Origin of the sequence: Brevibacterium sp. 91QC2O2 (assembly GCF_024580695.1) — a bacterium.
In the GTDB taxonomy this organism is placed as follows: Bacteria; Actinomycetota; Actinomycetes; order Actinomycetales; family Brevibacteriaceae; genus Brevibacterium; species Brevibacterium moorei.
The window spans coordinates 65,215-89,059 of sequence record NZ_JANIJY010000011.1; the positions used below are offsets into that span (position 1 = coordinate 65,215).

General features: G+C 66.8%; 21 protein-coding genes. 9 read left to right on the forward strand and 12 right to left on the reverse strand.

Annotation, left to right across the window (positions count from 1 at the left end):
- Positions 1 to 13: 13 nt before the first annotated feature.
- Positions 14 to 4,900, forward strand: coding sequence for an NAD-glutamate dehydrogenase (locus tag NQ036_RS09660; protein ID WP_257048680.1), 4,887 nt, complete (start codon positions 14 to 16; stop codon positions 4,898 to 4,900).
- Positions 4,897 to 6,387 carry a sensor histidine kinase gene (locus tag NQ036_RS09665; protein WP_257048679.1) on the forward strand — a complete coding sequence of 497 codons (1,491 nt, stop codon included), beginning with the start codon at positions 4,897 to 4,899 and terminating at the stop codon, positions 6,385 to 6,387. Before NQ036_RS09660 ends, NQ036_RS09665 begins: the two co-directional genes overlap by 4 nt.
- 110 nt (positions 6,388 to 6,497) lie before the next feature.
- On the opposite strand, the gene NQ036_RS09670 is transcribed toward NQ036_RS09665, so the two are convergent.
- A complete protein-coding gene (locus NQ036_RS09670) occupies positions 6,498 to 6,746 on the reverse strand; it encodes a WhiB family transcriptional regulator (protein ID WP_257048678.1) in 249 nt (82 codons plus the stop codon).
- 203 nt (positions 6,747 to 6,949) lie between these two features.
- Between NQ036_RS09670 and NQ036_RS09675 the strand changes: the two genes are divergently transcribed.
- Positions 6,950 to 7,519, forward strand: a complete 570-nt coding sequence (locus tag NQ036_RS09675; protein WP_257048677.1) for a gamma carbonic anhydrase family protein — start codon at positions 6,950 to 6,952, stop codon at positions 7,517 to 7,519.
- A gap of 37 nt (positions 7,520 to 7,556) precedes the next feature.
- Positions 7,557 to 8,990, forward strand: coding sequence for an NAD(P)H-quinone dehydrogenase (locus NQ036_RS09680; RefSeq protein ID WP_257058514.1), 1,434 nt, complete (start codon positions 7,557 to 7,559; stop codon positions 8,988 to 8,990).
- An 81-nt stretch (positions 8,991 to 9,071) separates the two neighbouring features.
- On the opposite strand, the gene NQ036_RS09685 is transcribed toward NQ036_RS09680, so the two are convergent.
- From NQ036_RS09685 to NQ036_RS09695, 3 genes are all read right to left on the reverse strand, one after another.
- The gene (locus NQ036_RS09685) at positions 9,072 to 10,871 is read right to left on the reverse strand and encodes a biotin carboxylase N-terminal domain-containing protein (protein ID WP_257048675.1); all 1,800 of its coding nucleotides are present in this window, start codon (positions 10,869 to 10,871) and stop codon (positions 9,072 to 9,074) included.
- Between the two features lie 105 nt (positions 10,872 to 10,976).
- Complete coding sequence (locus NQ036_RS09690) at positions 10,977 to 11,645, reverse strand: nucleoside triphosphate pyrophosphatase (protein ID WP_257048674.1); 669 nt, start codon at positions 11,643 to 11,645, stop codon at positions 10,977 to 10,979.
- Entirely contained in the window at positions 11,642 to 12,496 is an 855-nt protein-coding gene (locus NQ036_RS09695) for an SGNH/GDSL hydrolase family protein (RefSeq protein ID WP_257058516.1), read from the reverse strand. The genes NQ036_RS09690 and NQ036_RS09695 overlap by 4 nt, the downstream gene beginning before the upstream one ends.
- 69 nt (positions 12,497 to 12,565) lie before the next feature.
- Here NQ036_RS09695 and NQ036_RS09700 point away from each other — a divergent pair, with 69 nt between their 5' ends.
- Positions 12,566 to 13,753, forward strand: a complete 1,188-nt coding sequence (locus NQ036_RS09700) for an AI-2E family transporter (protein WP_257058518.1) — start codon at positions 12,566 to 12,568, stop codon at positions 13,751 to 13,753.
- A 78-nt stretch (positions 13,754 to 13,831) separates the two neighbouring features.
- On the opposite strand, the gene greA is transcribed toward NQ036_RS09700, so the two are convergent.
- Together greA and NQ036_RS09710 are read right to left on the reverse strand one after the other, a co-directional pair.
- The gene (gene greA / locus NQ036_RS09705; protein ID WP_257058520.1) at positions 13,832 to 14,320 is read right to left on the reverse strand and encodes a transcription elongation factor GreA; all 489 of its coding nucleotides are present in this window, start codon (positions 14,318 to 14,320) and stop codon (positions 13,832 to 13,834) included.
- A 105-nt stretch (positions 14,321 to 14,425) separates the two neighbouring features.
- Positions 14,426 to 14,773, reverse strand: a complete 348-nt coding sequence (locus tag NQ036_RS09710; protein ID WP_257058523.1) for a DUF4307 domain-containing protein — start codon at positions 14,771 to 14,773, stop codon at positions 14,426 to 14,428.
- A 213-nt stretch (positions 14,774 to 14,986) separates the two neighbouring features.
- Between NQ036_RS09710 and mca the strand changes: the two genes are divergently transcribed.
- Positions 14,987 to 15,976: a mycothiol conjugate amidase Mca gene (gene mca, locus NQ036_RS09715; RefSeq protein WP_373566585.1), complete on the forward strand. Its 990-nt coding sequence runs from the start codon at positions 14,987 to 14,989 to the stop codon at positions 15,974 to 15,976.
- Positions 15,973 to 16,311, forward strand: a complete 339-nt coding sequence (locus tag NQ036_RS09720) for a hypothetical protein (protein ID WP_257058526.1) — start codon at positions 15,973 to 15,975, stop codon at positions 16,309 to 16,311. The genes mca and NQ036_RS09720 overlap by 4 nt, the downstream gene beginning before the upstream one ends.
- 9 nt (positions 16,312 to 16,320) lie before the next feature.
- On the opposite strand, the gene NQ036_RS09725 is transcribed toward NQ036_RS09720, so the two are convergent.
- Positions 16,321 to 17,097: a hemolysin III family protein gene (locus NQ036_RS09725; protein WP_306440015.1), complete on the reverse strand. Its 777-nt coding sequence runs from the start codon at positions 17,095 to 17,097 to the stop codon at positions 16,321 to 16,323.
- A gap of 128 nt (positions 17,098 to 17,225) precedes the next feature.
- Between NQ036_RS09725 and NQ036_RS09730 the strand changes: the two genes are divergently transcribed.
- The gene (locus tag NQ036_RS09730; RefSeq protein ID WP_257048665.1) at positions 17,226 to 17,996 is read left to right on the forward strand and encodes an isoprenyl transferase; all 771 of its coding nucleotides are present in this window, start codon (positions 17,226 to 17,228) and stop codon (positions 17,994 to 17,996) included.
- A 93-nt stretch (positions 17,997 to 18,089) separates the two neighbouring features.
- Here the strand turns inward: NQ036_RS09730 and NQ036_RS09735 are convergent, their stop codons facing one another.
- The 3 genes from NQ036_RS09735 to glpX are packed head-to-tail and all read right to left on the reverse strand — an operon-like array spanning position 18,090 to position 21,337.
- Positions 18,090 to 19,496, reverse strand: coding sequence for a class II fumarate hydratase (locus NQ036_RS09735; RefSeq protein ID WP_257048664.1), 1,407 nt, complete (start codon positions 19,494 to 19,496; stop codon positions 18,090 to 18,092).
- A gap of 55 nt (positions 19,497 to 19,551) precedes the next feature.
- Positions 19,552 to 20,199, reverse strand: a complete 648-nt coding sequence (locus NQ036_RS09740) for a carbonic anhydrase (RefSeq protein WP_257058528.1) — start codon at positions 20,197 to 20,199, stop codon at positions 19,552 to 19,554.
- A 10-nt stretch (positions 20,200 to 20,209) separates the two neighbouring features.
- Positions 20,210 to 21,337 carry a class II fructose-bisphosphatase gene (gene glpX, locus NQ036_RS09745; protein ID WP_257058530.1) on the reverse strand — a complete coding sequence of 376 codons (1,128 nt, stop codon included), beginning with the start codon at positions 21,335 to 21,337 and terminating at the stop codon, positions 20,210 to 20,212.
- A 103-nt stretch (positions 21,338 to 21,440) separates the two neighbouring features.
- On the opposite strand from glpX, the gene NQ036_RS09750 reads away from it, so the two are divergent.
- Positions 21,441 to 22,013 carry a DUF4245 domain-containing protein gene (locus NQ036_RS09750; RefSeq protein WP_257058531.1) on the forward strand — a complete coding sequence of 191 codons (573 nt, stop codon included), beginning with the start codon at positions 21,441 to 21,443 and terminating at the stop codon, positions 22,011 to 22,013.
- Positions 22,014 to 22,039: 26 nt separating this feature from the next.
- Here NQ036_RS09750 and NQ036_RS09755 read toward each other — a convergent pair whose 3' ends face one another.
- Positions 22,040 to 22,306 carry an exodeoxyribonuclease VII small subunit gene (locus NQ036_RS09755; RefSeq protein ID WP_257048660.1) on the reverse strand — a complete coding sequence of 89 codons (267 nt, stop codon included), beginning with the start codon at positions 22,304 to 22,306 and terminating at the stop codon, positions 22,040 to 22,042.
- Between the two features lie 31 nt (positions 22,307 to 22,337).
- Positions 22,338 to 23,645, reverse strand: a complete 1,308-nt coding sequence (gene xseA, locus NQ036_RS09760; protein ID WP_257058534.1) for an exodeoxyribonuclease VII large subunit — start codon at positions 23,643 to 23,645, stop codon at positions 22,338 to 22,340.
- Between the last annotated feature and the right edge of the window lie 200 nt (positions 23,646 to 23,845).

The following is a 23,845-nucleotide window of genomic DNA, read 5'->3' on the forward strand; positions in this document are numbered from 1 at the left end:
TAGAGGAGAAGAAGTGGCAGAGGTCTACCAGGCCCAGCTCGCGACCGCATGGCAGGAGATCACAGGGGAGGAACCCCCGGAGGATTTCCTGCGCGAATACTATCCCCGCATCGACAGGTACGAATTCGAGGCCCTGGGCGCCAAGGCCATGGCCGGCTGCGCCTGGGATCACCTGCGCACGGCCCGGCGTTTCACCGGCACCGCACCGGTTGTGTCACTGCACAATCCGGAACCGGGCGATGCGGACTACACGGGAAACCACACCAGGATCGCGATCGTGGTCACCGATGTGCGCTACCTCGTCTCGTCAGTCACCGCGGCGCTGAGCTCCACCGGATATGTGATCCGCCGGGTGCACCATCCCACCCTCATCACCCTGCGCGACTCCGCTTCGCCCGAGCAATTCACGGTCGCCCGCAAGGGTCTGTTGCACACCGATACGCAGGCCCTGCCGACCCTGGCCGAGGTGGACAGTCCAGAGGCCCGCATCCCGCGGCGCGAGTCATGGCTGCTGATCGACATCGACAGAATCGCACCGGAATCCTTCGACGGGCTGGCCGGCGCGCTCGAGCACATCATCGCGGTGATCCGCGCAGCGGCGGCCGATGAGGCCGCGATGGCGGAGCGCGCCCATACCCAGGCCGCTGACCTGCGCGAGCGCGCCCCGCGTCCCGAGCTGGCGGCCGAGGCCATCGAATCCGCCGACTTCCTCGACTGGATCGACGGCCGCTTCGCCTTCATGGGCTACCGCGAGTACCGCCTGGTCGAAGCCGGGGGCAGTACCCGGCTGGAGCCCGTCGAGGGCACTGCACTGGGCATCAGCGCCCTGCGCGACACCACCGTCTCGCCTCTGTCGAAGTCGGTCTCCTCCCATGCCAGGGACCCACACGTGCTGGTCCTGACGAAGGCGAATTCCCGTTCGCAGATCATTCGCCGCGGGTTCATGGACTACCTGGGCGTGAAGGTCTTCGACGAAGCAGGGGAGATCGTCGGGGAGCGTCGTTTCGTCGGCCTGTACACCGCGCCCATGTACAACGCCTCGGTGCTGGACGTACCGGTGCTGCGCGCCAAGGTCTCCTGGATCATGCAGCACTCGGGGCTGCTGCGCGATTCCCATTCCGGGACCGAACTGCTGGGCGCCCTCGAATCGTTCCCCCGTGACGATATGCTCCAAGCCGAACCGCAGGACGTGCTCGACATCGTCTTGACCGTCATCGACTTGCAGGAGAAGCGCGAGTCCTCGGTCTTCATTCGCCGCGATACCTATGAACGCTATGTCTCCGTCCTGGTCTACGTCCCCCGCGACCTCTATGACACGGCCTCGCGCCTGCGGGTCGAGGCGGTCCTGCGCGATCTGTACCGGGCGGACAGCGTCGACTTCGACGTGCTGCTGTCGGACTCGATTCTGGCGCGTCTGCACTTCGTCGCCCGGGTCGGCCGCGATGAGATGCTGCCGGACATCTCGCCGGAGGTGGTGGCCGAACGCATCAAATCGGCCGTGAGATCCTGGTCCGAGGACCTGGAGGAACTGCTGGCGCCATCGGACGAGAAGCTGTCCCAAGCGGCCTCGGAGCGTGCCAGGCTGTGGGCACACGCCTTCCCTGCGGATTACCGGGAGCACCAGACGCCGGAACAGGCCCTGGCCGATGTGGATCGGTTCGACACCCTGGTGACGGACCTGGCCCCGCGGGTGATGCTGCACCGGGAACCGGGTACCGATGAGCACCATCTGCGCCTTGCCCTGTACCGTCTGGCCCCGGCCGGCCTGTCGGCAATCGTGCCGCACCTGTCGAATCTGGGCGCGCAGATCCTCGACGAGAGGCCGTATCGGATCGATCTGGCCGACGGCACTCAGCGTTACATCTACGACTTCGGCCTGGAGTTCTCACGACCGGTCGATCGCGAGGACTTCGCTCGGATCGAGAGCGCCTTCGCCGCAGGGTGGAGGGGGCTGCGGGAGACGAGTTCACTCGACAGCCTCATCATCGCGGGCCTGAGCTGGACGGAACTGACGGTACTGCAGGCGCTGGGCGCCTATCTACGCCAGGCCGGGCTGGCCCTGCGCGAACGCACCATGGCCGGCATTTTCACCGCCCATCCGGAACTGGCCGGCCTGCTCGTCACGTTGTTCACCCGCCGGTTCGATCCCGCGATCGACTCCGCCGAGCGCGAGCGCCTGGTGGCGGAGGCCGAAGAGCGCATCGAGGCGAGCCTGGCACAGGTCGCCACGCTCGACGCAGATCGCCTGGTCAGGGCCATGCGCATGCTCATCCGCGCCCTGGTCAGGACCAATGCCTTCACAGCCGGGCCCGACACCCTGCCACAGACACTGGCCTTCAAACTTCATCCGACCGAGCTGTCGTTCGCGCCGAAGCCGCGTCCGGCGATCGAGGTCTGGGTGTACTCGCCGGAGGTCGAGGGCGTGCATCTGCGCTTCGGCAAGGTAGCACGCGGCGGCCTGCGCTGGTCGGACCGGCCAGACGATTTCCGCACGGAGATCTTGGGCCTGGTCAAGGCGCAGATGGTCAAGAACGCCCTGATCGTGCCCACCGGTGCCAAGGGCGGTTTCGTGCCCAAATACCTGCCGGACCCGACGGTGGACCGCAGCGCCTGGGCGGCGGCCGGGCAGCACGCCTATGAGAAATTCATCGGGGCGCTGCTGGACCTGACTGACAACCTGGTGCAGGGGCCGGCGGGGCAGACCGTGGAGCACCCGGACTCGGTTGTGCGCTATGACGGTGACGACACCTATCTGGTGGTGGCCGCTGACAAGGGCACTGCGCGCTTCAGCGATATCGCCAACGGACTGGCGATCTCCCGCGGCTTCTGGCTGGGCGACGCCTTCGCCTCGGGCGGTTCGGTCGGCTACGACCACAAGGCCATGGGAATCACCTCGCGCGGCGCGTGGAAGTCGGTGGAGCGGCACTTCCGCGAATTGGGCGTGGACACATCCCGCGAGGACTTCACCGCGGTGGGCATAGGCGATATGAGCGGCGATGTGTTCGGCAACGGCATGCTGCGCAGTCGGCACACCAGGCTGATCGCGGCCTTCGACCATCGCGATATCTTCATCGATCCGGACCCGGAGCCCCTGGCGGCCTTCGACGAGCGCAAACGGTTGTTCGAACTGCCGCGCTCCAGCTGGCAGGACTACGACAAGTCCCTGCTGTCGGCCGGCGGTGGCGTCTACTCCCGCACGGCCAAGTCGGTGCTGTTGAGTACGGAGGCGGCCGCGGCCCTGGGCCTGGCCCCCGGCCGCTATACCCCAGGGGAATTGATCTCCGGGATCCTCAAGGCGCCGGTCGATCTGCTGTACAACGGTGGCATCGGGACCTATATCAAGGCCACGGGGGAATCCGATGCTGCGGTCGGCGATAAGGCGAATGAGGACATCCGGGTCACCGGAGCGCAGCTGCGGGCCCGCGTGGTGGGCGAGGGAGGCAATCTCGGGGCGACCCAGTTGGGCCGGATCGAGGCCGCACTGCACGGCGTGCGGATCAACACCGACGCCGTGGACAACTCGGCGGGTGTCGATACCTCCGACCACGAGGTCAACATCAAGCTGCTCATCGACGGGCTGATCAGGGCCGGGAAGTACCGGCCGGAGCAGCGCGAGGCCCTGTTGCTGGACCAGACCGGAGAAGTCGCCGATCTGGTGCTGGCGAACAACTACAGTCAGAACGCGGTGTTGGGCGAAGGGCGCGACGAGGCTCGCACGATGACCGGGGCGCTGATCCGATTGCAGCGGTTCCTGGAGGAACACGCCGGCCTGGACTCGGCAGTGGAGTTCCTCCCCGACGCCAAGACGATGAGCCGGCGCAGGGAATCCGGCGGCGGTTACGTCTCGCCGGAGCTTGCGGTACTGCTGGCATATGTGAAGATGCACGCGGCCTCCAGCCTGCTGGAATCGACGGTGCCCGATGAGTCGTTCATGGCCGGTGACCTGGCAGCGTACTTCCCCAGTGGCCTCGACGTCGACGCGGCCGATCTGGCAGGACACCCGCTGCGCCGCGAGATCGCCACGGCCCACCTGGTCAATCGGATGGTCGACCGCTCGGGCCTGACCTACATCTTCCGGATCATCGAGGAGACGGGGGCCAAGATCCCGCAGATCGCGCGGACCTTCGCAGCGGTCAGTGAGATCTTCGACCTCGACGAACACTTTGATACGATCTCGGCCCTGGACAATATCGTTCCCAGCCAGGTGCAGATCAAGCTCGTGCACGAATACGTGCGCCTGCTCGACCGGGCCTCGCGTTGGTTGCTCAACCTCTCTCCGGAGGCCATTGACGTGCCGGCCCAGATCGCGCGTCTCCAGCCGGTGGTCCGCAGCCTGCGGCCCCAGCTGCAGGGGATGCTGCGCGGTGCGGACCGGGCGGCGGTCGAAGAGCAGGCGGCGGCCTATATCGCCGCGGGTGTGCCAGCCGACCTGGCCTGGCGCACTGGCTCGCTGCTCGACGAGTTCGCCCTCCTGGATGTCGCCACCGTCGCCGAGCGCACGGGACTGGAGGCGCGGGACGTGGCCGAGGTCTACTACGGTGTGACGGACCTGTTGCGCGGGCAGGACCTGCTGGTGAGCATCGGCGCGCTGGACCGGTCCAGCCGCTGGTCGGCACTGGCCCGCGGCGCGCTGCGCGATGACTTCTACCAGGCCGTTCACTCCATCGCCCTGGTGGTGCTGGGCACCACCACATCGGCCAACCCGACCCCGGAGGAGCGGGCGGATGAGCGGATCGCCCAGTGGCAGGTGGAGAATCAGACGGCCCTGGACGCGGTGCGCTCGACCACCGATGAAGTGCTCGGCCTCGAACAGGCCGGACAGGCACCGCTGTCCGTCCTGCTGCGGATGATGCGCTCGCTGGTCCGCTCGACCCGGTTCAACAGTGGAGCCGGCGAATGAGCCTGTTGACCGATCAACTGGCAGCGGAGGGGGTGACGGACCCCGAGGACGTCGAATGGCTCCACCTCCTGGTGGGGGACTGGCAGCTGATCGCCGATCTCTCATTCGCCGATTTGGTGCTGTGGGTTCCCACCCTGTTGGAAGGCGATCGAGCCGGGGCGTTCCGGGTGGTGGCCCACTGTCGGCCGACCACCGGCTCGACGGTCTACCCGCACGACGAGGTCGGCACGCTGGCCAATGAGGAGGAACGTGGATTCCTGCAGCGGGCGGTCGACGCCAAGGCGATAGTCGCTGCGGGCGACACGGTACCGGCCCTGGCCGGTGCCGAGGCGATCCCGGTGGTGCGGGCAGGGCAGGTGATCGCCCTGCTGACCCGACATACAGAGGAGGGGCGCCGGATCGGCGCCTCACGGTTGGAACGCAACTACCGGTCCTCGGCGATGATGCTGTTGTCGATGATCGCCGAGGGCGAGTTCCCCCAGCAGAATGTGCCGTCGGGGGTGCGTCGCGGGGAGCCCCGGGTGGGCGATGGCCTGCTCGTACTCAACCGCGAGGGCAGGGTTCGCTATGCCTCGCCGAACGGGATGTCGGTGCTGCACCGGCTGGGCCACGACGGTGAAATCGAGGGTCGCTACCTCAACGAGGTCGTGGATTCGCTGATCGACCAGGTTCGCCAGGTCGATGAGGCATTGCCGATGGTGCTCACGGGCCGGGCGCCGTGGCGCGCGGAGATCGAAGAGGGCCGGATCAGTGTGTCCCTGCGGTCCATTCCACTCAAACGCGGCGGAGTGCGCACCGGGGCGATCCTGCTCGTCCGCGACGTCTCCGAAGTCAGGCGCCGGGAACGCGAACTGCTCAGTCGCGATGCGATGATCCGCGAGATGCACCATCGGGTGAAGAACAACCTGCAGACCGTCTCCGCGCTGCTCCGTCTGCAGGAACGGCGCCTGAAGTCCCCCGAGGCCAAGGCCGCGGTGGGTGAGGCGATGCGCCGGGTGCAGATGATCGCCACGGTGCACGATGTGCTGAGCAAGGGCATCGAATCATCCGTGGACTTCGACGAGATCATCGACAAGGGCATGCAGATGGCTCCCGAACTGGCTACGGCACAGGCGAGCGTGCACGTGCGCAGGGAGGGATCGTTCGGTTCGATCTCCTCGGCCGATGCCACCTCTCTGGCTCTGGCGCTCAACGAACTGGTGGCCAATGCCGTCGAACACGGCTTTCCGGTGGACGGGCTGGGACCCGATGACACGATCACCGGCGAGGTCGTGGTCAGGCCGGTGCGCCACGGTGAGCAGCTGACCGTCACGGTCTCCGACGACGGGGTGGGGCTGCCTCCCGGTGGGGGGCCCGGCAACGGCCTGGGCACGCAGATTGTCAAGACACTGATCAAGACCGATCTGTCCGGGGACATCACCTGGCGGCCGGGCCCCGGCGGGGGGACCGAGGCGGTCATCGAGGTGCCGCTGCGCGACGGCGTCTGAGCGTGCGGGCCGGCAGCGGTCCCGCCGAACATATGACTGGGCCCCGTCCGGATGGACGGGGCCCAGTCATATATTCGGCGCTCAGACGCCGGGTAGCCAGCCGAGTGCGCTCAGCCCGCGCGGCGGGCGCGCGCAGCGCGGCGCTTGAGGGCGCGGCGCTCGTCCTCGGACAGGCCACCCCAGACGCCGGCGTCCTGGCCGGTCTCCAGAGCCCACTGCAGGCAGGTCTCGGCGACCTCGCAGCGGCGGCAGACACTCTTGGCCTCTTCGATCTGCAGAAGCGCCGGCCCCGTGTTCCCGATGGGGAAGAACAGTTCGGGGTCCTCGTTCAGGCATTCGGCACGATGACGCCAGTCCATGGTGTCCTTTCATCAAACGACTGTGTGCGCCCTAGCGCCCACAAAAACAGGAGACCTGCGGGATGATCCGCAGATCTCGTACCCCCTAAGGTTCACACATGTGCGCGGACGCACACAAGAGGTGGGCTGTGTGAACTTTCTGACAAACTCCGCATCCACTTCGAAGCTTGTGCTCCACGTCATTCCCTGCTTATGTATCCCCTATGAGCAATGGAGCGAAAAGACGGCCGGGCGACTTGGCCGATGTGACCCTGATAGCGATCGACGGCGTGGCCCCGACGATTCACCCCGAAGCCTTCGTGGCTCCCGGAGTCACCCTGATCGGAGACGTCCGGTTGGCGGCGGGAGCAGCTGTCTACTATGGGTGCGTGCTGCGGGCCGAAGGGTCGACGATCAGTATCGGCGAGGGCTCGAATGTCCAAGACAACACGGTCATGCACTCGGACCCCGGAAAGCCGGTGACGGTCGGGGCCAGGGTATCGATCGGTCACCGCGCCCTGGTCCACGGGTGCACGGTCGACGACGACGTCCTGATCGGGATGAGCGCGACGGTGCTCAATAGGGCACACATCGGTTCCCGATCCCTCATCGCAGCCGGCGCGGTGGTGCTCGAGGACGCGGTGATCCCGCCGGAGTCGCTAGTCGCAGGGGTCCCCGCCAAGGTCCGCCGTGCCATGGGGGAGAAGGACATCGCCAGGGTTCTGGGCAATGCGAAGAACTACGAGAAGATCCGCGTCCTGCATCGCGAGCACGGCGAGATTATCACCACCTGAACTGCGCCGATGCGCACGCCTGTAGGACAATGGATTCGTGAATAACGTTCTTGATCCTTCGCAGAATCGTGTTGTCATCATCGGTGGCGGGCCCGGTGGTTATGAGGCCGCGCTCGTCGCCGCTCAGCTGGGTGCCGACGTCATGCTCGTCGAACGGCGACAGACCGGCGGTGCGGCGGTGCTCACGGATGTGGTTCCCTCGAAGTCGCTCATCGCCACCGCCGAGCGCATGGTGGAGATCAGCGAATCCGCGACCCTGGGACTGACCTCCTCGGGCCCCACCGAGGCGGACGCCCCGGTCAGTCCTAGCATGAACGTGCGCCCGGACATCGCCGTGATGAATGCCAGGATCAAACACCTGGCCGCAGCGCAGGCCGCCGACATCCAGGAGGGGCTGATCAATGCGGGCGTCAAGATCATCCACGGCACCGGTACCCTGACCGGTCGTGACGAGGTGGGCGTCGTCGAGGACACCGGCACGGAATACACCCTGCGGGCCGACACCATCCTGTTGGCGGTGGGGGCCAGCCCCCGCGAACTGGACTCCGCGAAGCCAGATGGCGAACGGATCCTGACGTGGAAGCAGCTGTACGACCTCGACGAACTGCCCGAACACCTCATCGTGGTCGGCTCCGGCGTCACGGGTGCGGAATTCGCCTCCGCCTACAACGCCCTGGGCGCCGAGGTCACACTGGTGTCCAGCCGTGACAGGGTGTTGCCCGGCACGGACGAGGACGCGGCCGAGGTCCTGGAACAGGCCTTCCGCCGGCGCGGCATGCACGTGCTCTCCCGTTCGCGGGCCCAGTCCGTCGTGCGCGACGGCGATGGGGTCCTGGTCGAATTGGCCGATGGGCGCAAGGTGCGCGGTTCTCACTGCCTGATGGCGGTCGGTTCGATCCCCAATACCGCGGACCTGGGTCTGGAGCGCGCAGGTGTGAGTGTCGAACCCTCCGGCCATGTGGTCGTCGACGGGGTTTCCCGGACCTCGCGGCAGGGGATCTACGCCGCCGGCGACTGTACGCCGGTATTCCCCCTGGCATCGGTGGCCGCGATGCAGGGGCGCATTGCGATGTGGCACGCGCTCGGGGATGCCGTGGCCCCGTTGAAACTGCGCAATGTCACCTCGAATGTGTTCACCGCCCCGGAGATCGCGACCGTCGGGTTCACCCAGGCGGATCTGCGCGACAACGGGCACTCGGTCGAGGTGGTCATGCAGCCGCTTGCCACGAACGCCAGGGCGAAGATGCAGGGAATCGACGAGGGCTTCGTCAAGATCTACGCGAACCGTGGATCAGGCACGATCGTCGGCGGCGTCGTGGTGGGTCCCAAGGCCAGTGAGCTCATCATGCCCCTGACCCTGGCGGTGGAGAACCGGATCAACGTCGACCGGCTGGCCTCCTCGTTCGCCGTGTACCCCTCGCTGTCGGGTTCCCTGACCGAGGCCGCGCGCAAACTGCACCACCGCGGCTGAGCAGGAGAACAAAGGCGTAGAACGCGGCCGGGGCCGGGGATGAACGATCATCCCCGGCCCCGGCCGCTTTGTGTGTTCTGCTCAGGCGAAGGTGACGATGGGGGTGCCTGCTTTCACGGTGTCTCCGGAGGAGACTCCGACGCTGGCCACGACGGCGTCGTGCGTGGCCTTCAGCGGCTGTTCCATCTTCATGGCCTCGATCACCGCCAGGGTGTCTCCCGCGGACACGGTATCGCCGTCGGTGACGTTGACGGAGACGATCGTGCCCTGCATCGGAGCGGTGAGGGCGCTCGCATCGTCGGTCCGGTTCGAGCCGCGTCGGCGCAGCCGGGAGCCACCCAGTCCGGTGGGGCGGGCGGGAACCGTAGTGCCGGACACAGATGTCAGCAGAGCACTGGGGACCTTGACGGTCAGCCGGTGCCCGTCGACCTCGACGACCACGTCGGTAGTCTCGTCGGCCGGCGCCGCGGTGCCCGGTGCGACCTTGTCGGCGGTGAAGCCGGGCATGAAGTCGGTCTCCAGCCATTTCGTGTCAACCGTGAAGTCGGTGGTGAAGGCCGGCGCCTCGAGCAGAGCCCGGTGCAGGGGCAGGAGCGTGGCCACCCCGTCGAGTGCGTACTCGGCCAGGGCCCGGCGGGCCCTGGCCAGGGCGGTCGCCCGGTCGGGCCCGGTGACGATGAGCTTGGCGAGCATGGGATCGAAGTCGGTGCCGACGACGGTGCCCTGGCGCACCCCGGAATCCATCCGTACCCCGGGCCCGGCAGGCTCGCGCAGGCGGGAGATGGTGCCGGTGGCCGGGAAGAAGTTCTGGGCGGGGTTCTCGGCGTTGATGCGGAATTGGATCGCGTGTCCGCGGGGCGTTGGGAAGGTTTCCGGCAGGGTCTGGCCGGCGGCGATTCGCAGCTGCCAGGTCACGAGGTCGACGCCGGTGACCTCCTCGGTTACGGTGTGCTCGACCTGGATCCGGGCGTTGGCCTCCATGAAGGTCAGGCGGCCGTCGGAGCCCAAGAGGAATTCGCAGGTGGCGGCGCCCGCATATCCGACCTCCGCGAGGATCCTCTGAGAGGCCCGCGTGATCGTGTCCAGCTGTTCGGAACTCAGGTGCGGGGCCGGGGCCTCCTCGAGCACCTTCTGGTTGCGTCGCTGCAGGGTGCAGTCACGGGTCGAGGCGACGAGCACCCGGCCGGTCCCATCGGCCATGCACTGGGTTTCGACGTGGCGGGGCTTGACGATTTGCTGCTCGATGAGGCATTCGGAGCGCCCGAAGGCGGATTTGGCCTCGCGGGCTGCGCTGGCCAGCGCCTCGGGCAGTTCGGCGGCCGAGGCCGCCGTGCGGAAACCTCTGCCACCTCCGCCGTAGACGGCTTTGACCGCGACCGGATAACCGATCCGCTCGGCGATGGAGAGCGCTTCGGCGGCCGATGCGACGGGACCGTCGGAGCCCCGTGTGATGGGCGCTCCCACCCGCTGGGCCACGGCCCTGGCGCCGGACTTGTCGCCGAGGCGGGCGATGGCAGCCGGCGGCGGACCGACCCACACGAGGTCGGCGTCGATGACGGCCTGGGCGAAGTCGGGGCTTTCGGAGAGATAGCCGTAGCCGGGATGGACGGCCTCGGCGCCCGCGCGCTGGGCCAGATCGACCAGGGTGGGGATGTCGAGGTAGGTTTCGGCGGCTGTGGTGCCGGGCAGCAACCAGGCATCATCGGCCAGCTCGACGTAATCGGCGGCGGCGTCGGCGGAGGTGTAGAGGGCGATCGCCTTGAGGCCCAGATCGTGGCAGGCGCGAATCACGCGCAGTGCGATCTCGCCGCGGTTGGCGATGAGCACCCTGGTGAAGGGGCGTCGGATGACGTCCGTCGAGTAGTCCTGTAAGTCGACCATCAAAACTCCTGAACCGATGAGTGGGAACGACCACAATGTAGTTCCTCGGTCCAAGGCCTTGTCGCCACCCGACAAAAGGTCGGTCGTAAAACTTTCCCGCCGAACTCAGCTCCCGGGCGTGTCCCAGAGGCTGGTCCAGGCCAGGCCGAGAGCCGCCGACATGCGTCGCAGGGTGGGCAGGCTCAAGCCGAGGACACCCAGGTGATCACCCTCGAGGGAGTCGACGAACGCACCGCCATAGCCGTCGATCGTCAGCGCCCCTGCGACTTCCAGGGGCTCGCCGGTGGCGATATAGGCCTCCAGCTCGGCATCGGTGATCCGGCCGATGTGCACGGTGGTCGTGCTGGTCGCCCGCTGTGTGCCGATCCGCTGCAGACCCATGGGCCCGGATTCGAGCCGGGTGAGCACATGGCCGGTGTGCAGGTGGGCGGTCCGGCCGGCCATGGCATGCCACACCTCTCTGGCACGTTGGGCGGTGTGTGGCTTGCCGATCGGCCGCCCGTCGAGTTCGAGCAGGGAGTCCGCCGCGATGACGGCCAGGACGTCACCGGGGGCGGTGGAAACGGGGCGGGGGTCCGCAGTGAGCCGCTCGAGGACCGCCGCCGACTTCGCATCGGCCAGGATCTGAACTTGTTCGGCGACCGAGCCGGGGGACTCGGCCGCAGTCACCGCGTCCTCGTCCACATCCGGGACGAGGATGAGAGGGGCGATGCCGGCGGCGCGCAGAATGGCCTGCCTGGTCGGGGACGAGGATGCGAGGACGACGCGGTTCATTCTTCTCCTTCACAGGACTGTGGCGGGGTCGAGACGACGACCAGACCCCGGTCGTGGGCGATCCGGCTGAGCACGGTCGCCGCGATCTGCTGGAAGCCCAGGGTGCTGGGGGCCAAGCCGGAATGGCTGAGCAGGCCGACCCTGGTGGTGCCGGCGAGGCTTTGGTGGATGGACACCGGTAGGCCCCCGGCGGCCGCGGTGGTGACCCATTGGGAACCCGAGAGCACGCGGGAGGACCGGCGCAGCACGCCCTGCAGGGGCCGTTTGACCTGCGGTAGTCCGCCCAGATCCGGGCAGGTCAGGACGATGATGCGGTAGCCGCCCTCGCGCTGCAACCGGGAGATCGCGCTGGTGAGCACCGGCAGACTCAGTGACCCCGTTACCGGGTGGATGACATCGTTCATACCCATGGACACGACGGCGTAGCGGGGAGCCGACGGACCCGTCTTGGAGCGTCGCATACCGTGATGGCGCAGCAGATCCGCGACCTGTGCGGCCACGTCCTCGGCCCTGGCGGAGGGGGAGGCCTGATCGGACAGGCGGACAGGTGATTCGAGCATCCGGCTCAGGCCACTGGCGATGAGTCGGCCGGGGCGGACCGCTTCGTTTCCGGCCAGCCAGGTGTCGCCGAGGAGTGCGAGGGCAGGTGTGTCGCCGTCGTCGTCGGTGATCGGGCGCGCGGGGCCGTGCGCGCTGTGGAGTTCATGCAGGACGGGCACCAGGCGTTCGGAATCGACGGCCAGGGCCCGGCGCAGTCGCTGGGACTGCCGGTAGAACAGTCCGCTGACGGCACCCAGGACGATGGGTCCGGCCGCGGCCACCGCCAGTGCCGTGCGCGCGCTGCGTTTCATTCGGGCTCCTCCTTACCGGGATCTCAAGTCTAGCGTGCGCGGATAGGCCGATCTCCGTATGCTGGGTCCATGAGTGAACAGCACACTGAGTTCTCCTCGGAGTCGACCTCGCCAAAGGGCGAGGGTCCCTATGTATCCTCCGGAGTCCGCCTGGCCGCTGCCTGGTCGTGGCGGGGCCTGGTCATCGTGGCGGCGGCCTTCGTCGCCCTGTATCTGCTGTCCAAGGTCGACATCATCGTCATGCCGGTGCTCATCGCCCTGCTGTTGTCGGCCCTGCTCACGCCCATGGCGGCCTTGCTGGGGCGCCACGGGTGGCCGCGTGGCCTGGCCGCCGCTACTGTGTTCGTCGGCATGATCGTCGTGGTGCTGGGCCTGTTGACCCTGGTGGGCCAGCAGATCTATGCGGGGTTCTCCAGCCTGTGGGATCAGGTCAAAGAGGGCGTCGAGGCGATTTCCACCTGGCTGGGCTCGAATCCCTGGGGCTTGGATTCGGGTCGCCTGTCCGAATACGTCAACATGGGCCTGGAGAAGGTCACGAGCGTACTCGAATCACAGAGCGGGGAGATCGCCAGTGGGGCCCTGGGCGCTGCCAGCAGCGTCGGCACCTTCATGACGGGCCTGGTATTGACCTTGTTCACCACGTTCTTCTTCGTCTATGACGGACACAAGATCTTCCCCTGGCTGGTCGGCCTGCTGCCTGCACGGGCCAGGGACCGCGTGGACAAGGCCGGGGTGACCGGCTGGTGGTCGTTGGTGCAGTACGTGCGGGTGCAGATCCTGGTCGCGGCGGTGGATTCCGTGGGTATCGGGATCGGTGCGATCTGCCTGCAGATCCCATTGGTCATCCCACTCATGGTGCTGGTGTTCCTGGGATCGTTCATCCCGATCGTCGGTGCCGTGGTCACCGGCTTCGTCGCCGTCGTCGTCGCCCTGGTGTCCAAGGGGATCGTCTCGGCCGTCATCATGCTCATCGTTGTCCTGGCGGTGCAGCAGATCGAGGGCCATGTCCTGCAGCCCTTCGTGATGGGCAAGGCCGTTTCCGTGCACCCGCTGGCCGTCGTCCTGGCGGTCTCGGCCGGCGGTTTCATGTTCGGAATTCTGGGTGCCCTGTTCGCGGTGCCCCTGGTGGCGTGCGGGAACACGGTGGTGCAGTCGCTGGCCGGTCGTGATCCGATCGCGGAGAACCAGGCGAAAGCCGCTGCCGCCAAGGAGGAGAAGCGGCGGAAGAAGGAAGCCAAGCGGGCGGCGCGCGGTTAGGCGGGCAGACTGCACAGAAGAGACGGTGCGGGCCGGGACTTGTGTCCCGGCCCGCCCCGTCTCTTCGGCGTTCTGTGCTTAGAAGGCCTCGGCCGACTTGATGGTGACCTCGATCGTACGTCCATTGGGTGCCTCATAAGACACCGTAGAACCGACCTTGGCACCGTTGACGGCTGTGCCCAGCGGAGACTTCTCGGAGAAGACCTCGACGTCCTCGCCCCCGCCAGCCAGCTCACGCGAGCCCAGAACGAACCGGCGGTCCTTCTTGCCCAGGGTCACGACGACGACCTTGCCCGGGGTGACGATGCTGGTGTCCGAATCGGCCTCGCCGACTTCGGCGTTGCGCAGCAGCACCTCCAGCTGGCGGATGCGGGCCTCCAGCTGGCCCTGCTCGTCACGCGCTGCGTGATAACCGCCGTTCTCCTTCAGGTCGCCTTCGTCGCGGGCGGCCTCAATGCGTTCCGCGACAGCCTGGCGACCGGGGCCGGACAACTCTTCGAGCTCCTTGGACAGACGGTCGTATGCCGCCTGGCTCAGCCATGTGGTCTCAGCGGACTGCTCGGTCATGATCGCTCCTTGTAGATGGACAGTGTCGGGCCCGATCGAATGTGCAGGCCCCCAGCAATGGTTTATCCCGGGTGAACAGGGTCACCCGGGATAAACATTGAACTTTTATTCTACCACGTACCAGCAGCGGTCCAACATGCCCTGCACGGCCTTCTGAGTCGTGCGCAGATGGGCGGTGACATGCACGGGATTCGCTTTGTCCGCCTGTGGGTCGGGCGCGATGTCAACCTCCCGGTAACCGACCACCGCTTCCTGGACGCTCTTGGCCTGTACTCCGCATCTGGTGGTCCTATGCGCATCGGGGACCAGGGCGATGGTCACCTCGGTGCGGGAGTCGTCGGGGACCGAGTACCCGACGTTCGTCGCCGTCTGGGGGCTGCCCTTGGGACAGAAGGAGAGCCAGGCGACCGCGGCGGTCAACAGCACCAGCAGCACGGCCGTGATGACGACCATGCGGCGGCGTCGGGTGGCGGTGGCAGCGGTGGGTGCCGCCTGTGCGTGCGTGGTGCGGCCGTACCTGGCCTCGAGTGAGGAATTCGTCGTATTCTCCGAATGCTGGGACCGATGTCTAGAGCTGCAAAGGGTACGCTACTGTATCCCGCGCGGCACTCGCGTACTAGTCTAGGGGAGGAACTTTTACGCCCCTGCACGGACCTGGATGTGAGTGTGAACCGATTGGACGAACGGCCGTATGAGGGACTGCGCCTGCTGGCGGCGCACGCCCATCCCGATGATGAATCCTCCAAGGGAGCCGGTACCACCGCCCTGTACTCCTCCTTGGGCGCTCAGGTGCTCATCGCCACCTTCACCGGCGGCGAGGCCGGTGACATCCTCAACCCAGCTGTAGCGCAGTCACCGGCGGCCATCCGGGACATCGCCGGACTGCGGCGCGAGGAAATGGCCAATGCGGCCGCGATCCTGGGCGCCGAGCAGCGCTGGATCGGTTTCGTCGACTCGGGGCTGCCCGAAGGCGACTTCGAAACCCAGACCCCGCATGGTTGCTTCTACAAGGTGCCCACCGATGTAGCCGCCCGACCCCTGGTCGGCCTGATCCGGCAGTTCCGGCCGCAGGTTGTGACGACCTACGACGAACAGGGCGGCTACCCGCACCCCGATCACATCAAGGCGCACATTGTGACGATGGCGGCGGTCGAGGCGGCGGCACAGCCGGACTACCATCCGGAGCTCGGCGCGGCCTGGCAGGTCCAGAAGGTGTACTACAACCAGGACCTGTCACCGAAGAAGTGGCGCCTGCTGGACGAGACCGTGCGCGCTCGCGGTCTGGAATCGCCCTTCACCGAGATCCTCGAACACTGGGCCGGCCGGCTGGAGCGGGATTCCTGGCTGTCCACGGTCATCACCTGCGGGCCCTTCGTCGACACCGCCGAACAGGCACTGCTGGCGCACCGGACCCAGATCGACCCGCAGGGCGGGTTCTTCTCCGCGACCAGACGGGCCGCCAAGCGCGTGCTGCCCACCGAGGACTTCGAACTCGTCGTGGACACGACGGGCCGCGGTCCCCTGGAACACCGGGACTATGTGGAATCGGATCTGTTCGCCGGCGTCACCGACGATGCGGGACACCGGGTCCCCGAGGACCGGCTCGATGCGATCGTCGACGCCAACGGCTGGCGTGAACCGGAGGGTCTGCAGTGAGCGATCTGTATCTGGCGCTGGCCGCCGCCACTCCGACTCCCACGACGGGCGGCGTGTCCTATCCCGATGCGGCGAAAGTCACCCCGGGGACCATCGGGTTCGTCGTGACGATCCTGATCGTCATCGCCGCGATCTTCCTGATGCGCGATGCGATGCGCCGGGTCCGCCGGGTGCGGGCACGCGACGATGCGGAGACCGAGTACTCGATCCCGTTGCGCAGCCCGCACGCCGTGCCCAACCGCAGCGATCTGCCGCCGGCCGACGAGCGGACGGTCGGAGACGAGACCGAGGGTGCAGCCGGGGCCGAGGACCCGGAGGACGGGAACCGGGGCTAGAACGGCCGGCTAGAGCAGCTGGAGGTCGGCGGCCACGGCCGCGACCAGCACCGCTGCCAGATGGCAGCCGTAGCCCAGCACCGTGCACGTGTGGAAGACCTCGTGGAAGCCGAAGACCGTGGGCACGGGGTCGGGGTGCTTGACCCCGTAGACCACGGCGCCTGCGATGTAGAGGGCGCCGCCTGTGACGATGAGGATGCCCACCGCGGTGTGTGCGGCCCACATGGCGGGCACATAGCCGACGCCCGCGACTCCGATGCCCACGTAGACCGGCACGAACAGCCAGCGCGGGGCCGCCGTCCAGACGAGTCGGAAGACCACCCCGGCGATCGCGCCCGCCCACATGATGGACAGCAGGATGATGCAGCTCTTCAGGGGCAACAGCAGGACGGCCAACGGGGTGTAGGTCCCGGCGATGATGAGGAAGATGTTCGCATGGTCCATCCGGCGCAGCAGCAGCCGGATGCGCATCCGCCACTTCCCTCGGTGGTAGGCCGCCGAGGTGCCGAAGAGCATCATGCCGGTCAGCGCGAACACCGCGGCGGCCAGCCGGGAGGCGATCGTGGGCGAGAGGATGACCAGGGCCAGGCCGCCGAGCACCGACACGGGAAAGGCCCCTGCATGGATCCATCCGCGCCAACTGGGCTTGGCCTGACCCATGAGCTTGCGCACCTCGTGCATGAGGGCGCGATGGCGGCGTCCGGCGGCGGGGACTGGTTCGGCGAGTCGGGCGTGCCCCGTGTGCCGATCGGGGGTGGGAGCCGGTGCCTGGGGGATTCCTGTCATGAACCAAGCGTAGCAGCGGAGTCTGGGAATACCCGATCCGAAAGCACGGTACCGTCACGGGTACCGCGGGACATTCGGTAGGCTTGTGCAGGATCGTCGGCCGTGTGGTCGGCATGGAGAGGACTCATATGTACCGGCCCGCGTGGCTGTATCGGATGTACGAACGCAAGGTGCTTCGGCAGCTGGCCCGCACCGATGCCATCCCTCACCATGTCGGGGTGATCACCGACGGCAATCGCCGCTGGGCCCGGGAATTCGGCACGACGACGGCGCACGGACATCAGGCGGGCGCCAATAAGATCATCGAGTTCCTCGGATGGTGTTCGGAACTGGGGATCTCCGTCGTCACACTCTATGTGCTCAGCAAGGAGAACCTGACCAGGGACGAGTCGGAACTGGGTCCGCTCAAGCGGATCATCTCCAATCTGGTCGATCAGATCGCCGACACGGAGTCCTATGCCGTCAAACTGGTCGGTGACCTGCGACTGCTGCCCGACGACCTGCGTCGCGAACTGGCCGCCGCCCAGCAGCGCACTCCTGCGACCGGCAGGGCCCGGCTGACCGTGAACGTGGCAGTGGGCTACGGAGGGCGTGAGGAGATCGTCGACGCGGTGAAGTCCTGGATGCGCTCATCGCAGGCGGCGGGCCTGAGCATGCAGCAGATGATCGACGATCTGACCCCCGAGAGGATTTCCGAACACCTCTACACCAAGGGCCAGCCGGATCCCGACCTCATCATCAGGACGTCGGGGGAACAGCGGCTGTCGGGTTTCATGATGTGGCAGAGCGCGTACTCCGAGTTCTACTTCTGCGAGGTCTACTGGCCGGATTTCCGCCGGACCGATTTCCTGCGCGCGGTGCGCGACTTCTCCTCCCGGGGCAGGCGCTACGGGAAGTAGCCCGGCTGCCGGGAGCATACTGACGCGACACGGCCGCCGAGGTTCTAAGAACCTCGGCGGCCGCGTCTCGTCAGCGGATGAGCCGGTGGGCGATCAGCGGTTGTAGTCGCCGACCATCGTCATCACGTCCAATGCCTGATCCAGCTGCGCCTCGGTGACGGTCCCATTGGCGACATAGCCCAGATCGATCGTCGCCTCCTTGACCGTGAGCTTGTTGGCCACGGCGTGCTTGGCGATCTTGGCCGCCGCCTCGTAGCCGATGACCTTGTTCAATGGCGTCACGATCGACGGTGAGGCCTCTGCCAGGAAGCGGGCGCGCTCCTCATTGGCGATCAGCCCGTCGACCATCTTGTCCGCCATCACGCTCGCGGCGTTGGCCAGCAGACGGATCGACTCGAGCAGGTTCGCTGCCATCACGGGGATGCCCACGTTGAGTTCGAAGGCGCCGTTCGTGCTCGACAATGCCACAGTGGTGTCGTTGCCGATGACCTGTGCAGCGACCTGGATCGTGGCCTCGCAGATGACCGGGTTGACCTTGCCGGGCATGATCGAGGAACCGGGCTGCAGATCGGGAATGTGCAGCTCGCCCAGGCCCGTGTTGGGGCCCGATCCCATCCAGCGGATGTCGTTGCAGATCTTCATCAGGCTGTAGGCGATGTTGCGCAGCTGGCCGGAGGCCTCGACCAGACCGTCGCGGTTGGCCTGTGCTTCGAAGTGGTTGCGGGCCTCGGTGATCGGCAGGCCGGTCTGTTCGCCCAGCAGCTCGATGACGCGGGCCGAGAAGCCGGCGGGCGTGTTGATGCCGGTGCCGGTGGCGGTGCCGCCCAGGGGGACCTCGGCGACGCGCGGCAGGCTGGCATGGACCCGCTCGATGCCGTAGCGGACCTGCGCGGCATAACCGGAGAATTCCTGGCCCAGGGTGACGGGGGTGGCGTCCATCAGGTGCGTGCGGCCGGACTTGACGATGTCCTTGAACTCCACGGCCTTGGCCTCCAGCGAGGTCGCCAGGTGCTCGAAGGCGGGGACCAGGTCGCCCACCAGGGCGCCGGTGACGGCCACGTGCACGGAGGTGGGGAAGACGTCGTTGGAGGACTGGGAGGCGTTGACGTGGTCGTTCGGGTGGACCTCGACGCCGGCGGATTCCAGGGCCCGGCTGGCCAGGGTCGCGATGACCTCGTTGGTGTTCATATTCGAGCTGGTGCCGGAACCGGTCTGGAACACGTCGATGGGGAAGTCGCCGTCGACATCGCCTGCGATGACGACGTCGGCGGCGTCCTGGATCGCCTTGGACCGCTGTGCGTCGAGCACGCCCAGTTCTTCGTTGGCACGGGCGGCGGCCTTCTTGACCTGGCCCAGCGCCGCGATGTGCTGGCGCTCCAGGGTCTTGCCGGAGATCGGGAAGTTCTCCACCGCGCGCTGGGTCTGCGCACGGTACAGGGCGTTGATCGGGACCTTCACTTCACCCATGGTGTCGTGTTCGATGCGGTACTCTTCGCTCACGTGTTACTCCTTTTGATGTGGTCGGTGGAAACTACTGATCGAGGGTGGTCTGGGTTCAGTCCGTGGGGGCCGTAGCGCCGATGCGTTCGACGATGTGCACGTGGCCGTCGTCGAGACTGTACGTCATGCCCAGGATGATGAGCTTGCCGGCGTCGACCTGGCGGGCCAGGACGGGGGACCGGCTGTAGAGCATTCGGGCAGTGTTGATCGTGTTCAACGCCACGGTCGAGTTGACGTCCTGGTGGCCGGCCTTGCGGGATTCGACGACGGTGGGCAGGAGCCGGGCGACGATGTCTGCGACGAAGCCCTCGGGTGTGGTACCTGAATCGTAAGATTCGATCGCCGCGGTCACGGCTCCACAGGAGTCGTGACCGAGCACGATCAACAGCGGGGTCCCCACGCTGACCGCGCCGTATTCCAGGCTGCCCAGGGTGACCGCGTCGGTGACCTGGCCGGCGGTTCGCACAACGAACATATCGCCCAGGCCCACGTCGAAGATCATCTCCGCCGCGACCCGTGAATCGGCGCAACCGAACAGGGTCGCGAAGGGGTGCTGCCCCCCGGTCAGGGCGTGCTTGCGGGCGGCGTCCTGATTGGGGTGCTCCGGGGTGTTGTTGACGAAGCGCTCATTGCCCTGGAGCAGGCGCTCCAGGACCTTGCGCGGCGTATTGTGGTCGGACTTGAGAGGGGGGATGGTCGACACGGCTGTTTCCTCAGACCAGGCCGCGGCGTGCCGCTTCCCTGGCCGCTTCGACGTAGGAATGGGTCTTGTCCAGGCGGTGTTCGGCGTAGACGCTGCGCACGGTCCCCGACTTCGAGCGCATCACCAGCGAGTGCGTGAGCACCCGGCCGTCTTCGTAGCGCAGGCCGTCGAGCAGGTCGCCGTCTGTGATGCCGGTGGCGACGAAGTAGGTGTTGTCGCCGGTCACCAGGTCGTCGGTGGTCAGGACCGCGTCGACGTCGAGTCCGGCGTCGATGGCGGCCTGGCGCTCCTCCTTGGACTGGGGGTGCAGACGTCCCTGGATCACACCGCCGAGGGCCTTGACGGCACAGGCGGTGATGATGCCCTCGGGGGTGCCGCCGGTGCCCATCAGCAGGTCGATACCGGTATTGGGGCGGCAGGCGGCGATGGCGCCGGCCACATCGCCGTCGGAGATGAGCTTGATCCGGGCCCCGGCAGCGCGGATCTCTTCGATCAGAGTGTCGTGACGCGGGCGGTCCAGCACCACGACGGTGACCGAGGACATGTCGTCGGGTGATCCCTTGGCCTTGGCGACGCGCCGGATGTTCTCGGCCACCGGCAGGCGCAGATCGACGTAGTCGCGCGCCTGGGGCCCTGCGACCAGCTTGTCCATGTAGAACACGGCGGACGGATCGTACATCGATCCGCCGTCGGAGACCGCCATAACGGACACCGCGTTGGGCATGCCCTTGGCAGTCAGGGTGGTTCCGTCGATCGGGTCGACTGCGACGTCGCAGTTGGCACCCTGTCCGTCGCCCACGGTCTCGCCGTTGAACAACATGGGGGCCTCGTCCTTTTCGCCCTCTCCGATGACCACAGTGCCATTCATGTGGACGGTGGAGATAACGTTGCGCATCGCGGCGACGGCGGCGCCATCGGCGGCCAGCTTGTTGCCACGGCCCACCCAGGGGGAGGCGGCGATGGCGGCGGCTTCGGTCACTCGGACGAGTTCGAGTGCCAGGTTGCGGTCGGGTTGGCCTTCGGACACCTGCAGGCGCTGGGTCCATTCGTCGGTCACGGCAACGGGTTCCTCCGTTGCGCGACCTCCGTTGTGGTGGGCCTTCTCCGTGGGGGTGTGCTGTGCGTGAGATTCGCTCATGATTCCAATTGTGCCACCTCCATATGATTCATTTCCCGCCGGAGTGGCACATATGACCGGCCGTCGGCTGTAGGTTCCCAGCGGAACTTGGCACAATAGAGGGGTGTCGACACAGCAGCAGAAGAAGCCCAAGCCCGGTTCCAGGGCCGAAATGCGGGAGATCCGCCGGACCTACAACTGGGTGAACATGGTCATCGCCTTGGCAGCGTGCATGATCGTTGTGCTGTTCGCGGTCATGATGGCGCCCAAACCGGACACCGCCAGTGAGCGCACCGTCGACGTCGGGCAGGCGGCCCAGCAGTCCAGCGGACTGCCCTTCAAGCTGTTCGTCCCCGAACTTCCGAGTGGCTGGCATGCCAATGATGCGGGGGTCAGCCAGATGGGTTCGCCCACCCTGGATACCTGGTACGTCTCGATGCTGGGCCCCGATGACCAGTGGGTGTCGATCAGGCAGGCCAAGGGCGATGAGCGATGGGTGAAGTCACAGGCGGAGAACATGGCACCCATCGGCGAGGACAGGATCGGCGGTGTGACCTTCACCCGGTACGAGACCCCGAATCAGAAGCAGATCCTCACGGGTACCGTCGCCAAGTCCACCCTGGTGTTCCTCGGTACCGCCGATTGGACGAGCTTCACCGATTTCGCCCAGCAGGCCGTGGAACAGACGAAGAAGTAGCCGCCGGGCCGGCTGCGGTCCCGGTGTTATTCGGGCGAATCCATGGATGAGCGGCGAGCGGCCTGGGCGCTCTCCAGCCGGTCCCTGGCGCCGTCAAGCCATGCCTGGCAGCGGTCGGCCAATGCCTCCCCCCGCTCCCACAGGGACAGTGATTCCTCCAGGGTCAGATTGCCCGCCTCCAATCGCTGAGCGGTGTTGACCAGCTGTTCGCGCGCCTGTTCGTAGCTCAACGAAGCCACGTCTTCCACGGGCGGTACGGGCTGCGGGGTGGTCTGCTGTGAGGGTTCGCTCATGATGAGTGCCTTTCGCGTTGGTTCGACGATGTCAGTGGGCGGTGGGTGGTTCAGTGGGGTCCGGCAGGCTGGTCGCCGTGACGTCCGCGGAGATCTTGCCCCTGGCCACGGTGATCGACAGGGCGTCACCCGGGGAGACGTGCGCCGCGTCGCGCACCGCACCACCGCTGGGGTCCAGAACCACGGCATAGCCGCGTGCCAGGGTGTTGAGTGGGGAGAGGGATCGGACCTGGGTGCGCAGGCCGTCGATCGTCAGCCGGGCGCCGTCCACCAGGCCCGACATGGCGCGCGTGGACCGGTCGCGCCAGGTGAGCACGTCAGCGGCACGGTCGTCGATCAACCTGGAGGGCTGGGCGAACACCGGACGGCTCAGCACCGATGCGAGTCCCTGGGCCTCGCGGTCGAGCAGCCTGGCCAGTGCACCGTCGAGGTTCGCCCGCATCTGCAGGATGCCCAGCTGTTCCTCGTTGTAGTCCGGCACGATCCGCTTGGCGGCGTCCGTGGGCGTCGAGGCGCGCAGATCGGCGACCTCGTCGAGGATCGGGTTGTCCGCCTCGTGCCCGATAGCCGATACCACCGGCGTGGTGGCCTGGTACACCGCACGGATCATCGCCTCATTGGAGAAGGGCAGCAGGTCCTCCAAACTGCCACCGCCACGGGCGATGACGATGACGTCCACCGCCTCGTCGGCGTCGAGCTCCTGCATGGCCGCAATCACCTGGGGCACCGCGCCATTGCCCTGTACCGCCACGTTGCGGATCTCGAATTCCACGGCCGGCCAGCGCAGCGTGGCATTGCGCACGACGTCTTTCTGGGCGTCGGAATCCCGTCCGGTGATCAGTCCGATGCGGGAGGGGAGGAAGGGCAGGCGGCGCTTGTGCTCGGGCGCGAACAGGCCCTCGTTGCGCAGTTGTCCCCGTAGGCGTTCCAGGCGTGCGAGCAGGTCGCCCAATCCCACGGCGCGGATGTCATTGGCCCGCATCGACAGGCGTCCGGCACGCAGCCAGAAGTCCGCCTTGACGTTGACGATGACATGGGCGCCTTCCTGCGGCTGCGTCGGCATCCTGTCGAGGACGTTGTTGAAGACCTGGACGGGCAGAGACATCTCATCGTTCAAATCGCGCAGGGTCAGATACGAGACCTTGCCGCGCCGATTGAACTCGATGACCTGTCCCTCGATCCACACCGCCGACATCTTGTCGATGTAGCGCTTCATATTGGAGCTCAGCAGGGCCAGGGGCCAGGGATTGTCCGGCGACGTCTGGGCTGCGGTGGGCGCCAGGGCGGGAGTCTGCGGTGCACCGACGGTCCCGGGTGTGCCCGATATCCGTTCGACCATGGTGATTCCTCCATCCCGGCCGCTGGGTGCGCGGCCCGTGCTTGTCCCAGACAACACTAACCCGAGGCACTGTCGTTGATACTTGTAGGGATGGTTTCCATCCAGGGTGTGACCCAGGCACTGACTGGCCACCACAGTGTGTGCCTTTGCCGTGATCTGTCCACCCACCAGGGAATCATCGAGTGTCCCGACCGGACGAG

Excerpts from the sequence above, each read along its gene's own strand:
- NQ036_RS09665 (WP_257048679.1), top strand. The coding sequence starts at position 4,897 with ATGAGCCTGTTGACCGATCAACTGGCAGCGGAGGGGGTGACGGACCCC.
- NQ036_RS09670 (WP_257048678.1), bottom strand. The coding sequence starts at position 6,746 with ATGGACTGGCGTCATCGTGCCGAATGCCTGAACGAGGACCCCGAACTG.
- NQ036_RS09675 (WP_257048677.1), top strand. The coding sequence starts at position 6,950 with ATGAGCAATGGAGCGAAAAGACGGCCGGGCGACTTGGCCGATGTGACC.
- NQ036_RS09685 (WP_257048675.1), bottom strand. The coding sequence starts at position 10,871 with ATGGTCGACTTACAGGACTACTCGACGGACGTCATCCGACGCCCCTTC.
- NQ036_RS09690 (WP_257048674.1), bottom strand. The coding sequence starts at position 11,645 with ATGAACCGCGTCGTCCTCGCATCCTCGTCCCCGACCAGGCAGGCCATT.
- NQ036_RS09695 (WP_257058516.1), bottom strand. The coding sequence starts at position 12,496 with ATGAAACGCAGCGCGCGCACGGCACTGGCGGTGGCCGCGGCCGGACCC.
- NQ036_RS09700 (WP_257058518.1), top strand. The coding sequence starts at position 12,566 with ATGAGTGAACAGCACACTGAGTTCTCCTCGGAGTCGACCTCGCCAAAG.
- greA (WP_257058520.1), bottom strand. The coding sequence starts at position 14,320 with ATGACCGAGCAGTCCGCTGAGACCACATGGCTGAGCCAGGCGGCATAC.
- NQ036_RS09710 (WP_257058523.1), bottom strand. The coding sequence starts at position 14,773 with ATGGTCGTCATCACGGCCGTGCTGCTGGTGCTGTTGACCGCCGCGGTC.
- NQ036_RS09725 (WP_306440015.1), bottom strand. The coding sequence starts at position 17,097 with ATGACAGGAATCCCCCAGGCACCGGCTCCCACCCCCGATCGGCACACG.
- NQ036_RS09730 (WP_257048665.1), top strand. The coding sequence starts at position 17,226 with ATGTACCGGCCCGCGTGGCTGTATCGGATGTACGAACGCAAGGTGCTT.
- glpX (WP_257058530.1), bottom strand. The coding sequence starts at position 21,337 with ATGAGCGAATCTCACGCACAGCACACCCCCACGGAGAAGGCCCACCAC.
- NQ036_RS09755 (WP_257048660.1), bottom strand. The coding sequence starts at position 22,306 with ATGAGCGAACCCTCACAGCAGACCACCCCGCAGCCCGTACCGCCCGTG.
- xseA (WP_257058534.1), bottom strand. The coding sequence starts at position 23,645 with ATGGTCGAACGGATATCGGGCACACCCGGGACCGTCGGTGCACCGCAG.